The sequence below is a fragment of the Wolbachia endosymbiont of Drosophila seguyi genome, assembly GCF_028981765.1.
Classification (GTDB): domain Bacteria; phylum Pseudomonadota; class Alphaproteobacteria; order Rickettsiales; family Anaplasmataceae; genus Wolbachia; species Wolbachia pipientis.
This window is the reverse complement of record NZ_JAPQLM010000088.1, coordinates 1-12,746: the sequence shown is the minus strand read 5'-3', so window position 1 is coordinate 12,746 and position 12,746 is coordinate 1. Positions and strand designations below refer to the sequence as shown.

At 35.5% G+C, this 12,746-nt stretch carries 14 protein-coding genes and 1 pseudogene; 5 read left to right on the top strand and 10 right to left on the bottom strand.

The window, feature by feature from the left end:
- The 3 genes from OZD62_RS01890 to OZD62_RS01880 form a co-directional block, all read right to left on the bottom strand.
- On the bottom strand, positions 1-292 hold a 292-nt coding region (locus OZD62_RS01890), incomplete at its 3' end, for a TrbC/VirB2 family protein (protein WP_275019316.1).
- Between the two features lie 216 nt (positions 293-508).
- Positions 509-862: a TrbC/VirB2 family protein gene (locus OZD62_RS01885; RefSeq protein ID WP_275019315.1), complete on the bottom strand. Its 354-nt coding sequence runs from the start codon at positions 860-862 to the stop codon at positions 509-511.
- A 17-nt stretch (positions 863-879) separates the two neighbouring features.
- Positions 880-1,206: a TrbC/VirB2 family protein gene (locus OZD62_RS01880; protein ID WP_010081966.1), complete on the bottom strand. Its 327-nt coding sequence runs from the start codon at positions 1,204-1,206 to the stop codon at positions 880-882.
- Between the two features lie 136 nt (positions 1,207-1,342).
- Here OZD62_RS01880 and OZD62_RS01875 point away from each other — a divergent pair, with 136 nt between their 5' ends.
- Both OZD62_RS01875 and OZD62_RS01870 read left to right on the top strand, forming a co-directional pair.
- Positions 1,343-2,158: a YihY/virulence factor BrkB family protein gene (locus OZD62_RS01875; RefSeq protein WP_274979346.1), complete on the top strand. Its 816-nt coding sequence runs from the start codon at positions 1,343-1,345 to the stop codon at positions 2,156-2,158.
- Entirely contained in the window at positions 2,145-2,900 is a 756-nt protein-coding gene (locus OZD62_RS01870) for an SDR family oxidoreductase (protein WP_022626173.1), read from the top strand. Before OZD62_RS01875 ends, OZD62_RS01870 begins: the two co-directional genes overlap by 14 nt.
- Before the next feature lie 124 nt (positions 2,901-3,024).
- Here the strand turns inward: OZD62_RS01870 and OZD62_RS01865 are convergent, their stop codons facing one another.
- Entirely contained in the window at positions 3,025-3,198 is a 174-nt protein-coding gene (locus OZD62_RS01865) for a hypothetical protein (RefSeq protein ID WP_167471214.1), read from the bottom strand.
- A gap of 138 nt (positions 3,199-3,336) precedes the next feature.
- On the opposite strand from OZD62_RS01865, the gene carB reads away from it, so the two are divergent.
- The 3 genes and pseudogenes from carB to OZD62_RS06235 all read left to right on the top strand — a co-directional run.
- Positions 3,337-6,792, top strand: a complete 3,456-nt coding sequence (gene carB / locus OZD62_RS01860; protein WP_138265033.1) for a carbamoyl-phosphate synthase large subunit — start codon at positions 3,337-3,339, stop codon at positions 6,790-6,792.
- Between the two features lie 164 nt (positions 6,793-6,956).
- Positions 6,957-7,172 carry a hypothetical protein gene (locus tag OZD62_RS01855; protein ID WP_080717592.1) on the top strand — a complete coding sequence of 72 codons (216 nt, stop codon included), beginning with the start codon at positions 6,957-6,959 and terminating at the stop codon, positions 7,170-7,172.
- A pseudogene (locus OZD62_RS06235) lies at positions 7,169-7,757 on the top strand (IS110 family transposase); the annotation flags it as partial. The gene OZD62_RS01855 and the pseudogene OZD62_RS06235, both read left to right, overlap by 4 nt.
- Before the next feature lie 180 nt (positions 7,758-7,937).
- Here OZD62_RS06235 and OZD62_RS01840 read toward each other — a convergent pair.
- The 6 genes from OZD62_RS01840 to mnhG all read right to left on the bottom strand — a co-directional run bounded on the left by OZD62_RS01840 (position 7,938) and on the right by mnhG (position 12,686).
- The gene (locus OZD62_RS01840) at positions 7,938-8,918 is read right to left on the bottom strand and encodes an SGNH/GDSL hydrolase family protein (protein ID WP_275019314.1); all 981 of its coding nucleotides are present in this window, start codon (positions 8,916-8,918) and stop codon (positions 7,938-7,940) included.
- Between the two features lie 140 nt (positions 8,919-9,058).
- A complete protein-coding gene (gene rpoD / locus OZD62_RS01835; RefSeq protein ID WP_275019313.1) occupies positions 9,059-11,011 on the bottom strand; it encodes an RNA polymerase sigma factor RpoD in 1,953 nt (650 codons plus the stop codon).
- Positions 11,012-11,149: 138 nt separating this feature from the next.
- Positions 11,150-11,461 carry a cation:proton antiporter subunit C gene (locus tag OZD62_RS01830; protein ID WP_275019312.1) on the bottom strand — a complete coding sequence of 104 codons (312 nt, stop codon included), beginning with the start codon at positions 11,459-11,461 and terminating at the stop codon, positions 11,150-11,152.
- A complete protein-coding gene (locus tag OZD62_RS01825) occupies positions 11,458-11,877 on the bottom strand; it encodes a Na(+)/H(+) antiporter subunit B (RefSeq protein ID WP_006279705.1) in 420 nt (139 codons plus the stop codon). Before OZD62_RS01825 ends, OZD62_RS01830 begins: the two co-directional genes overlap by 4 nt.
- The gene (locus OZD62_RS01820) at positions 11,870-12,397 is read right to left on the bottom strand and encodes a DUF4040 domain-containing protein (RefSeq protein WP_015589497.1); all 528 of its coding nucleotides are present in this window, start codon (positions 12,395-12,397) and stop codon (positions 11,870-11,872) included. The genes OZD62_RS01825 and OZD62_RS01820 overlap by 8 nt, the downstream gene beginning before the upstream one ends.
- Position 12,398: 1 nt before the next feature.
- Positions 12,399-12,686, bottom strand: a complete 288-nt coding sequence (mnhG, locus tag OZD62_RS01815; RefSeq protein WP_006279703.1) for a monovalent cation/H(+) antiporter subunit G — start codon at positions 12,684-12,686, stop codon at positions 12,399-12,401.
- Positions 12,687-12,746: the final 60 nt, after the last annotated feature.

The following is a 12,746-nucleotide window of genomic DNA, read 5'->3' as shown; positions in this document are numbered from 1 at the left end:
TTTTTGAAACGACTACAGGAGCGCCAAAAAACACAGCAGTAAATGCACCGAGTGCAAAAAGCGCTGGCCATGGCATTCTGCCAAATATCGCAAGCAAAGCTGCACCTATTATCACTATTGTGATCATCGGCCCACCTATGCCGTGAGTATAGCCTATTATCTTGCATATCACTGATGATGTTATATCACTTTCATCAACAAAAACGGTGTTGGTGGTGCCACCACTAGTATTAGCATTTGCATCAAACGCAAAGGAGAGAATTAACGCCACAAGTAGAAGAAAATTTTTCATTACGCCTCCTATAATTTCTGTTTCATGTTTGATTATCTATCGCTTTGATTAAATTTAAGTAAATGGTGAGGGTTCTAGTAAATTTGTCATCCTATCAGTTTATAAAAATTCCCGGATCTCAGTGTTATTCACTTGGACAACATTTATACAATTGTGGAATAATGGTGCTCCTTTAAGGAGCACCATTTAGCTAATGTTTTTCTGAAATTTTAGTGCCTAGTTGCATGTATTTGTTGTTGCATTCCATACTTTACCATCAGGGCAAGCAGTTGCACCATTTTTACAAATCACACCGCCTGGTACTATTTTTGAAACAACTACAGGCGCACCAAAAAACACAGCAGTAAATGCACCGAGTGCAAAAAGCGCTGGCCACGGCATTCTGCCAAATATTGCAAGCAATGCTGCACCAATTATTACTATTGTGGTCATCGGTCCACCTATGCCGTGAGTATAGCCTACTATTTTGCATATTGTATTTGACGTTGCGTCATCAGTAACACTGCTAGCAAAAGCATTATCAAATGCAAAGAAGAGAATTAACGCCACTAGTAGAAGAAAATTTTTCATTATGCCTCCAATAATTTCTATGGCTTATTCGCTACTGCACCGTTTTGACAAATCACACCTCCTGGTGTTATTTTTGAAACGACTACAGGAGCGCCAAAAAACACAGCAGTAAATGCACCGAGTGCAAAAAGCGCTGGCCACGGCATTCTGCCGAATATTGCAAGCAACGCTGCACCTATTATCACTATTGTGATCATTGGTCCACCTATGCCATGAGTATAGCCTATTATCTTGCATATCACCGATGATGTTGTATCATTTGTATCAACAAAAGTAGTAGGAGGAGCATTTGCATCAAATGCAAAGGAGAGAATTAATGCCACAAGTAGAAGAAAATTTTTCATTATGCCTCCGATAATTTCTATTTAATGCTGGATTATCTACCATTTTGATTAAATTTAAGTAAATGGTGAGGATTTTTTTGCTTAAAAGTATCCTTTATTTCATTTAGAATACTTTTCTTGGTTCGTTTATATTACAGTGCCACAGAAATTTTACAGCATCGTTTATTGTCTTTATCGTGCTTTGATTGACACAATTTATAATGATGGAGTGGAGCATGCAGGGTATTTATCATTTTTAATTCTGTTATCAATATTTCCTTTTCTCATCGTTTTAATGGCTGTGGCGTCAACATTTGCAAATTTTTTAGACCAGTACAACATTGGCTGGGTATTTATCATTGATAACATGCCACAGGATATTTTATCATCTTTGATGCCGCGTATTAGGGAGATAATATCAGGCCCGCCGCAAAGCTTACTAACTTTAGCAATTGTAGGTGCTGTTTGGACCGCTTCATCGACAATTGAAGGGCTTAGAACAATACTCAATAAGGCCTATAAAGTTCCGGTTTTGCCGCCTTATATATTAAGAAGAGTACTAAGTATATTACAATTTTTAGTAATCACGCTTATTATAACTCTAACTATAGTGTTTTCTACACTAGTACCAATGCTAATTGATTTTTCCTATCAGGGACTAAGTTATACTAGGTATTTACTTATTGAATTTGTACTTTTCACAGTAGTCTCTTGGCTATATTTTATGTTGCCAAACATAAAACAAAATTTATCAGACGTATTTCCTGGATCTTGTGTAGCTGTTATTCTTTGGACGATTTCTGCTTCAGCTTTTAAGCAATACTTAAAAGCTTCCTTTGACCAACTGGATTTGATATATGGAAGTTTAGGTGGTGTGGTAGTGTCATTACTATTTTTTTATATGCTAAGTTTGATTTTTATATATGGAGCAAAATTCAATTTTCAGCTAAAATATTTCAATGAATCTCGCTAAGGAGAAAGAAATGGGTAAGTTAGAAGGTAAAGTAGCTTTAATCACCGGAGCTTCAGGTGGAGTAGGCTCTGCTGTTGCAAAAAGGTTTATAAGAGAAGGTGCATGTGTGATTCTGATTTCAAGATCTCTTGATAATCTCAAGCCACTATATAATGAAATTGAAGAGCTTGAAGAATTTAAAGAAGGCTCTGTGAAACTAATTCAGCTTGATCTTTTAGACTTTGAGAATGTAAAGATACTGACAAACATGATAGAAAGCCTGAAATTATCAGAATCTGGAGCACTTGATATATTAGTTGCGTGTGCTGGAATTTTAGGCAAACTGAACCCCATTCATGACTGTGAGATTGAAGAGCTACAGAACGTAATGAATACAAATTTTACTGCCAATTGGTACTTACTAAAAAACTTAGATCCAATGCTAAAAAAGTCTAATGCTGGAAGAGCGATATTCATGACCTCAGAAGTGACACTTTCTCCTTCCTCTTATCCATATTGGATGCCGTATGCTGCAAGTAAAGTTGCACTAGAAATAATGGTGCAGATATATGCATCTGAGACAAAACATACAAAATTATGTGTAAATGCTGTATACACGGAAGGACCTGTGGGTAGTGAGCAGGCATTTCCTGGATCTGAATTGGTGTCACCTGATAAACTAACAGATAAATTTGTGGAATTAGCTTCTGAAGACTGCAGCATATCAGGAAAAATCTTACCGCTCAGCAAATCTCCCGAATAAATTACCATAGTATCTGCAAAGATACCGTTAAGCCCACAATTGTATGAACATTGTGATTTGAGAGTAATCTCCACTAGGAAGGATGTCATCCCAGTGCCTCTATGGTGTCATTCCAGTCTGGAATCTAGTCTTTATTATGCAGCCACTTATTTAAAGTTAAGTTTTCTGGATCCCAGACTGGGATGACACCTCTGGGCACTGCCGTCATAAAGGAACCAGTGTCAGCTACTTGAATGACATCATTTGCTGTGCAATTTACCTTCAAAAATGAATGTTTGTACAGCTGTGTGTCAAGCACTGGAATCTGCCACGCAAATTGCAATGTTCGTACAGTTATGCGTCAAGCCTAAAAGTAATTAGCTAATAGGTTTAATAAAAATTCACATATACAGGAAAGATTGGTAACATTACTTGAATAGAGACCGTTATTGTAATTATGCCGAAACGCACAGATATAGAATCTATATTAGTAATAGGAGCAGGCCCAATAGTTATAGGTCAGGCATGCGAGTTTGATTATTCCGGAACGCAAAGCTGTAAAGTATTAAAAAGCGAAGGTTATAAAGTCATTTTGGTTAACTCCAACCCCGCAACTATAATGACAGATCCTGAGTTTTCTGATGCGACGTATATTGAGCCGGTACTGCCTGAAATCATAGAGAAAATTATAATTAAGGAGAGGCCAGACGCAATATTGCCAACAATGGGCGGGCAAACAGCGCTCAATTGTGCAATAAAACTTGCAGATGATGGAGTGTTAGACAAATACAACGTAGAATTAATAGGGGTAAATAGAGAAGCAATAAAAAAAGCAGAGGATAGAGAGTTATTCCGTCAGTCCATGGATAGAATAGGACTGAAATACCCCAAAAGTATCATTATAAAAAATCAAGAACAAATAAAAAAGGCTTTGGATTACGTTGGATTACCAGCAATCATTCGTTCATCATTCACTCTTGGTGGTGCAGGTAGTGGCATAGCATATAATAAAGAGGAGTTTTTCAATATCGCAGAAAGTGCTCTCAAAATTTCGCCAATAAATGAAGTTCAGATAGATGAATCAATTATCGGCTGGAAAGAGTATGAAATGGAAGTTATCCGCGATTGTAAAGATAACTGCATAATAGTCTGTTCGATAGAAAATGTTGATCCGATGGGAGTGCACACCGGAGATAGTATTACGGTTGCTCCTGCTTTGACTCTGCGTGACGTAGAATACCAACAGATGAGAAATGCATCTATAGCAGTGCTGAGAGAAATTGATGTTAGTGCCGGTGGTGCAAATGTTCAATTTGCAGTGAATCCTAAAGAAGATGGAAGCCTCGTTGTGATTGAGATGAATCCAAGGGTTTCTCGTTCTTCTGCACTTGCTTCGAAAGCAACAGGCTATCCTATTGCAAAAGTTGTAACTAAACTTGCTATTGGCTATTCGCTCGACGAAATACGTAACGACTGTGCTCCAATAATACCAGCAGCATTCGAACCAGTGATTGATTATATCGTCACTAAAATTCCTCGATTTGAGTTTGAGAAATTTAAGGGGACGAATTGTGAATTATCAACCTCCATGAAATCAGTGGGAGAAGTGATGTCTATAGGCCGCACTTTTAATGAGTCACTACAGAAAGCTTTCCGTTCACTTGAAACTGATTTTACAGGACTTGATGAAGTATTTCCTGAGAACATTGATATTGATCACATAAAATCTCAATTAGCAAAATTGCTACCAAACAGATTACTGATTGCTGCTGACGCAATGCGCCACGGAATTAGCATAGAAGAAATAAATTCGATTACAGGATATGACTTATGGTTTCTGCAAAATATACAGCAAATTATATTAACTGAACAAAAAATCAAGGAAAATGGATTTCCTGGAACTGCGTACGAAATGTTAGAGCTGAAAAAAATGGGATTTTCAGATGCAAGATTAGCAAAGTTAAGTAATAGACCTACCTCTGTCATTCCAGTACCCTCTAATGTCATCCCAGTGCGTGACACTGGGATCCAGCCAGCGTTACACGCTGGAGATCGAGTAAAACAAATCGAAGAAATAAGAAAAAAATTTGGCATTAAACAAGTTTATAAACGCGTAGACACCTGTGCAGCTGAATTTGAATCGAGCACTGCTTATATGTATGGCTGCTATGAGGGTGATGTTGAAAATAAAACGGAATGTGAGGCGAATATTTCTGACCGAGAAAAGGTTGTCATTTTAGGAAGTGGTCCAAATCGCATTGGTCAAGGTATTGAGTTTGATTATGCATGCGTACATGCAGCTTCTGCCGCCAAAGAAATGGGGTATGAAACAATAATGATCAACTGTAATCCCGAAACTGTCTCAACTGACTACGATACCGCTGATCGTTTATATTTTGCACCACTCATTGCAGAGGATGTGCTTGAAATACTAAGTAAAGAGCAAGAAAATGGCACACTGGTTGGTGTAATAGTTCAAATAGGCGGTCAAACACCTTTAAAGTTAGCCAAAGTGCTTAACGAGAGAGGTTTCAAAATTCTGGGAACTTCGTTTGATTCTATTGACCTTGCAGAAGATCGCATGAGGTTTAAAAACCTTGCTTTGCAACTTAATTTAAAACAACCTGAAAATTCTATCTGCCATTCAGTAGAAGAAGCGTTAACCAACGCAGAAAAGGTGGGGTTTCCACTAGTAGTCAGGCCATCATATGTCCTCGGCGGTCAGTCTATGTCGATTAGACACGATACTCAGAGCTTTAAAGAGTACGTCTTAGATCAAACTAAAATCTTTGAGCATGGTTCGCTGCTTCTTGATAAATTTTTAGTCAATGCAGTTGAGGTTGACGTTGATGCTGTATGTGATGGGGAAAAAGTTTTCATTGCAGCGGTCATGGAGCATATTGAAGAAGCTGGTATCCACTCTGGTGATTCAACATGCTCAATACCGACAAATACATTGAGTGACGAAGTAATAAAAGAGATCGAGCTCCAAACTGAGAGAATAGCATTAGCATTAAAAGTGAAAGGTCTGATAAACATTCAGTTTGCTGTTCAAGAGAATAGACCTCTTGCAGAACCTGTTTGTGATGAGAAATCTTTAGGAAAAGTGCAGATGAGCACCACAGAATACTCGAATGTATTTGAGGAGCGCAGACAAGCTTTGACGACAAAATTGCCTTCAGAAATCGAGTTATGCAAGAGGTCTAGTGATGTATACATACTTGAAGTGAATTTAAGGGCTAGTCGAACCGTTCCTTTTATTTCCAAGGTAATCAATATTCCTATTGCAAAGCTTGCCACTCAGGTTATTTTGGGTAAAAAATTGAATCAGGAAAACAAGCCTTTCAATCATTTTGCAGTTAAAGCTGCTGTTTTTCCATTTACCCGCTTTGCAGGAGTTGATACTTTACTTGGTCCTGAAATGAAATCAACAGGAGAAGTGATGGGAATTGACTCATCATTTGAAGCTGCACTTGCAAAAACGCACATGGCTGCAGGATACAAGTTACCAACAGAAGGAACAGCTCTGGTTTCAGTAAAAGATGATGATAAAAAGTATATATTGCCAGTTGCACGAATGTTGAAAGAACTGAGTTTTGAAATATATGCCACCAAAGGCACAGCTTCGTATCTGAACAATAACGGCATTGCTGCACAAGCTGTAAATAAAGTAAGAGAAGGCAGACCCCACATAGTTGATATGCTCAAAGATGGAAAAATAAATCTAGTGATTAATACTTCAAAAGGTGTAAAGTCAGTCTCAGACAGCAAAGATATCAGGAGAACTGCTATTTTGCAAAATATAGCTTACAGCACCACAGCTTCCGGAAGTAAAGCGTTAGTGCTTGCAATTCAATATGTAAAGAATAGCAAACTGGAAGTGAAATCATTACAGCAGATACAAAACGTTTAAATATCAAAACTAGAATAATTCACTCTCAAAATGCTAAAGAGAACATAATAAAAAGATGGAAATTTTGAAGGAAATAGTATACCTAAAGAATCAACTAGCGTAATTGAACAGCCAAGTGCTGCAACGAATGCTCCACAATCTCACCTAGAGGACACTTCCCTTATATGTTAAGAACAAGTCTTTATAAATATCAAAGTAGTGAGATTAAAGACACACAGAGAAGAGGAATCGTCACGCCCCTTGATTATAAGAATCGTTGTTCAGCAAGGTTCTCTTCTCTGGTTTATTATACTGAAAGTTCCGAACAACTGATTGAGCTTTTAGGCTCGTATATAAGGCTGGAAAATGCAGTATATGTTATTATTACGGAGGAATTATGAATTCATCAAACATTATTGCTGGCATTGATGTTAGCAAAAGTAAATTAGATCTCCACATTCACCCACTTGAGCATTATAAAATATTTGAAAACAATGTACAATCCATTGATGAAATGCTGGACTTTTTACGTTTGCATAATGTAACCAAAATTGGTCTTGAGGCAACTGGTGGATACGAAAAATTATGTGCCTATACTTTACTAAGCAATGGTTTTGAGGTGTACGTCATTCAACCAAGGTGGGAGAGACTATGCTAAAAGCCTTGGTATTACTACAAAAACTGATAAAATAGACTGCAGTATCATCTCACGTTATATTAATAATACAGATATGCGTGTTACTCCTTTAACAGTTAGTAATGGTAATATTGATTGCTTGAAACAAAAATTATCTCGTAGAAACCAACTTGTAGAAATAGCAAAAATACAAAAAACCCAAATCCAACAGGTAACTGATACATCTATAATCAAACAAATAGAGGAACTTCTTGCAATTTTACGTAATCAAATTAAAACTTTAGAAGATGAAATGATTACATTTATCGATCAAAACCAAGAGCTTAAAAGAAAATATATATCAATAACTATATAGTAGCGGGATGACGGTTTTTCAAATTATCGGTAAATCTAAGTCAGTTTAGCTATAGGCAGCAATTTTCTGTATTTATTTTAAATTGAAGAAAGCTCAAATGAAAGATCGTGTTTTGCTAAAAATCACAGAATGCAGTCTGGTTACTATTTAAAAGGATATGTTCAAAAAACTGTGTCAAATCAACTCATACACTTCATTACCAACTTCATGATGAAGTGCCGCAGTTGGATGGAAATAATCAAAAAAGAAATAATCCTTTAGTGTTTCTTTGCTACACCCAGGGTTATAGTGAACGTCAAGTTCCCCTTTAAATATCAACTTTAAGAGTATTTTTATATTTTCTTTAAATCTCCCAACTTGGTCTGCAATGTTCGATGTGCATGCATCTTGACAATTTAAACCTTTGCTCTTGTATTCGCTAAACATACTTCTCATTTTAGAGTTAAGATCAAATGCTTTTATTTCAAGATTTGTACTTTTCTTCATATAATCTAAGCCTTTAGCCAGTTTTGCATTGAAACTCTCCGTGAGCTTTGTAGCTAGTTCCCTTGCTTCTTCATCTCTATTAAAAGCTGGTATTGAGCCAACTTCAGGTGCATTTGCAACAACTACATGCTTAACACCATGTTCATTTAGAACCTTAAGTGCATTACATATTTCACTCACTGCTTGTTCCAACACTTCTTCCGCTTTAGTATCGTCATAAGCAGTGGCAACCATAACATCATTTCCGCCGATTATGATGCAAAATAAATCTTCTTTACCTATATCTGGATGATGTTTAATTACCGCATCTAGCTGGTTAGCTAAACGAAATTTATTGAAGAAATAAGAAAAAATAGGGTCAAAAATTTCAGATGCTGTTGCATATGAAACTGCGTAATTCTGACCTTGCTGTTCGTGGCATCTCCCAAAAAATGAATAACTCCACCCAGGTTTAAATTCATCTAAATCTAAATATTTTGCTATATATTCAACAGCAGTAGGGCCATTGCTAAAAGATCTTCCTTGATAAAAAGGATCATCAAATTTTACGCTTTTTGCAAAGGATAAATTATTTAAAATTCCAATGATTGCGCCATTATCGGATAAGCTATCACCCAGAACATAAAAATTTCTATACTTTGAATTAGAATTGTCATTTTTGTTTGTCATAATATTTACCGTAGATTAGCATGTTGTTTCATTAGATTCATAGAAAAAGAAAAATAGCGGTGAAATTATACAACTTTGGCCTAACTTGCTCTCCACTTTTTCCGGGCAAAATCAGCTTCTTCTTAACTTGACACGTATACTTAAAAGAACCCTCTAAGTTTTCTAGCACGGCTTGGATGTTTCAACTTGCGCAGTGCTTTTGCCTCTATTTGCCTAATTCTCTCACGTGTTACATTAAAAATTTTTCCTACTTCTTCTAAGGTATGTTCCTTCCCATCTTTACCAAGGCCAAAACGCATTCTTAAAATTCTTTCTTCCTTTGGTGTTAAAGTTGCAAGAACATTGGTTGTAATGCCACGCAAGTCAGCAAGTATTGCAGCATCCTCTGGCCTGGAGACTCGCTTGTCTTCTATACAATCACCAAAGGTACTACTATCATCTTTTCCTGTTGGAGCTTCAAGACTTACTGGATCCCTTGCTATTTTCATAACTTTGCGTATTCTTTCCAGTGGCATTGTCAGTTCTACACTCAATTCCTCTAACGTCGGCTCTCTTCCCATCTCATGAGTCATCTTTCTTAATGCTCTGTTGATTTTACTGATAATTTCCACCATATGAACTGGTATTCTAACGACTTTAGACTGCTCAGGTATTGCTCTAGTGATTGATTGTCTTACCCACCAAGTGCCATAAGTTGAAAATTTATATCCACGTTTGTAATCAAACTTATCCACGGCCTTCATAAGACCAATATTGCCTTCTTGTATCAAATCAAGCAGATCAAGGCCTCTTTTTGAATACTTCTTAGCAATGGAAACTACTAGCCTTAAGTTAGCCTTAATCATTTCTTGCTTTGCTTCAGAGACTTCTCGTTCGTGTTTTTGTATTCTCTTGATTAGCTCCTTAAATTCTTGTACGTTATCTTCCTGTATATGCTGCTTAATACCGTTCAAGGTACTAGCTATATGTTCAGAGTTATCGTCTATAAACCTTAAAAATTTGTTTTTTAATTCACCTGTAAAAGAGGACTGATTTTCATTGATCTTTAAAAGACTTATCTTTTTCAATTCGTGCTTTAAAAGCACGTCATCATAAACTTTATAGAAACTTTCTCTATCGATATCGTATTTTCTAGCCTCAGCAATAAGATTAGCCTCTTCAAGCGTAATGGATCTATTTATCTTATAAAGTTCTTGTGTAATTCTGGCAACAGCAGCATCACTTAACTTAATTTGTAATGCTATAGACCATATTTGATTATACAAATTTTCTAGCTCATTAGAGAAATTTTTAGAATTTTTTCTTAATATCAACGCTTCATTTGTTAAAGTAATTATCTCATCCAATGCAACTATGACCTTTGGCAATAAGTCACTTTCCATTTCAAGAATAGAAACATTTAAATTGACTGAACTTATATCTTCATTATTACCGTCTTTCTCATCATCACTTCTTTTACTATCTTTCTCATCATCACTACAGTACTCAGCATCTTCAGAAACATCCTCAGAATCCTCAACATCTTCAGCACTTTCTTCACTCTCTTCACTTTCTTCTTTGGGTACCACATTAAAATCAGAGTTATAAATTGCATCCAGATCTATAATTTCTCTCAGTAAGAGAGCTCCATTACTTAAATCATCACGCCATACTTTTATCACCTTTAATGTTACTGATGTTTCAATTATTGCACGTAACATGTTATGCTTTTCAGATTCAATTTTTTTTGCTATCTCGATTTCATCTGCTCTTGATAAAAGCTTTACGGAGCTCATGTCTTGTAAATAAATCCTCACTGGATCATCATTTTGTACTAAAGTTGCAGTAACATTTGGCGATGTGTCATCATCATCAAGTTTACTATCATCACTGTTGGAAGGAATATCTTCTTCATCTTCGCTACTTTCAAGCACATTAATTCCGGAATCCTGCAATAAAGATATAGCATCATCTATAAAGTCAGACGAAAAATTTTCATCTGATAATTTATCATTTATATCATCAAAGGTGATAAAACCACCCTTTTTTATACTCTTAGTTACCAGATCTTTGATAATTTTTTTCTTATCTTCTGCATCATTAATAGTTGACATCATTACCTTTATAGTTTATAATTTTATTTCTTATTAACAAACAAACTTACAACGAGCAAGTCTATAATTTTACTTTTAACTTGTGGCTATTTGTTACTTCATATAGTTTAAGATACTGTTAATTTATGTACACTTGTCTTAATCAATTGTTCCATACTTTTCTTCCATTTTTACTGCTATGGATAATCCAACTGAAAATGTTGCAATTCCAACCACTATAGCAGTAAGCATTAAAACATGGGGTATAGGATTGCTATATGAATAAAAATTTGAAACCAATATAGGAGGCAAGGAACTTTTTATATATCCTAGAGATATGTAAAATAACAAAACAGATGCTTGGAAGGCGCTTACCCCTATCATTTTCTTGATTAAATTTTTATCGTTTATAATAATATATAAACCTAGCACCATTAATACAATAATAATCGTATAATTATATAAAGTCATTGTTTTTTCCTACGAGCAAAATTTATATATATAATTAACATAGAGGAGCAGACAGTAAATGCTACACCTAATTCCACCAAAAAAATACCTAATTTTTGACCGGTTCTATTATTGGTTAACAAGATATCATAAGATAAAAAATTTTGGCCAAGTAAAGTTGTTGCAACGCCCGTTCCTCCATAAATTAAAATACCTAACACGTTAGTCAATCTAATCACAGAATAAGGTATTGCTTTTAGAGTTGTAGATACACCAAATAGCATTGAATATAATATTATCCCGGAGGCAATAATTATTCCTGCTTGAAAACCTCCACCCGGAGTGTAATCACCGTGAAATTGTATGTATAAACCAAATAAAATGATAAAAGGTATCATCAAAAATGTTACTGCATTTAATATCGGATCTTTAATCATTTTCTTTTTCTTCTTTTAATATCAACGTTATACAAAGCGCAGCAGTAAAAACTACTATAGTTTCTCCAAACGTGTCATAACCACGAAAGCTTGCCAAAATAGCTGTCACTATATTAGGAATACCGGTAGCTTTTTCGGTATTTTCCACATAATAAGGAGCAACATGCAAGTGGATCGGAGCATTGTGGCTGCCAAAATCTGGCAATTGAATCATAAAATATGACAAACATACAGCCAGAAATAACATAAAAAAAAGCGTTATAGGGTTATGAGATAGATTTACTTTATGATTCTTTATCAAGGAGAGTGCTGCAAACGTAAAAACTGTACTGAGCCCCGCACCAACAGAAGCTTCAGTAATTGCAACATCAGGTGCATTCATAATTAAGTATATAAGCGCAATCAGTGAACTAAATACACACATTAGAACAGCACTTACGACTAAATGTCGCGAGAAAACTATAAAAACCGTAACTGTTAGTAACAACAAAAGTAACACTACATTTAATATTTCTAACACCTTAGCCTTCTTTAACAGTTTTTTTCTTAACTTTATAATGAGTGCGCGCTAAAATATAGCTATTAGTTGAGTTAGCTACCCATATTATAAAAATTAATAATACTATTTTAACAGTATTGATTGAAAATCCATTCTGCAAAGCAAAACCAATTAACAATAACGTTGCACCGCTAGAATCTGTAATACCTGCTGCATGTAACCTAGTATAGAAATCAGGAAATCTGATCACCCCTATATTTGAAATAATTATCAAACAAATACCTAAAAATATGAAAATGGATCCTATCATAAATTATCAAAACAACATTAATCTCATTAGTGCTATAGTTGATATAAAGCTAACGCTAGC

What these genes read in the sequence shown, in the direction of transcription:
- OZD62_RS01885 (WP_275019315.1), bottom strand. Translation starts at nt 862, where the DNA reads ATGAAAAATTTTCTTCTACTAGTGGCGTTAATTCTCTTCTTTGCATTT.
- OZD62_RS01880 (WP_010081966.1), bottom strand. Translation starts at nt 1,206, where the DNA reads ATGAAAAATTTTCTTCTACTTGTGGCATTAATTCTCTCCTTTGCATTT.
- OZD62_RS01870 (WP_022626173.1), top strand. Translation starts at nt 2,145, where the DNA reads ATGAATCTCGCTAAGGAGAAAGAAATGGGTAAGTTAGAAGGTAAAGTA.
- carB (WP_138265033.1), top strand. Translation starts at nt 3,337, where the DNA reads ATGCCGAAACGCACAGATATAGAATCTATATTAGTAATAGGAGCAGGC.
- OZD62_RS01855 (WP_080717592.1), top strand. Translation starts at nt 6,957, where the DNA reads ATGTTAAGAACAAGTCTTTATAAATATCAAAGTAGTGAGATTAAAGAC.
- OZD62_RS01840 (WP_275019314.1), bottom strand. Translation starts at nt 8,918, where the DNA reads ATGACAAACAAAAATGACAATTCTAATTCAAAGTATAGAAATTTTTAT.
- rpoD (WP_275019313.1), bottom strand. Translation starts at nt 11,011, where the DNA reads ATGTCAACTATTAATGATGCAGAAGATAAGAAAAAAATTATCAAAGAT.
- OZD62_RS01830 (WP_275019312.1), bottom strand. Translation starts at nt 11,461, where the DNA reads ATGACTTTATATAATTATACGATTATTATTGTATTAATGGTGCTAGGT.
- OZD62_RS01825 (WP_006279705.1), bottom strand. Translation starts at nt 11,877, where the DNA reads ATGATTAAAGATCCGATATTAAATGCAGTAACATTTTTGATGATACCT.
- mnhG (WP_006279703.1), bottom strand. Translation starts at nt 12,686, where the DNA reads ATGATAGGATCCATTTTCATATTTTTAGGTATTTGTTTGATAATTATT.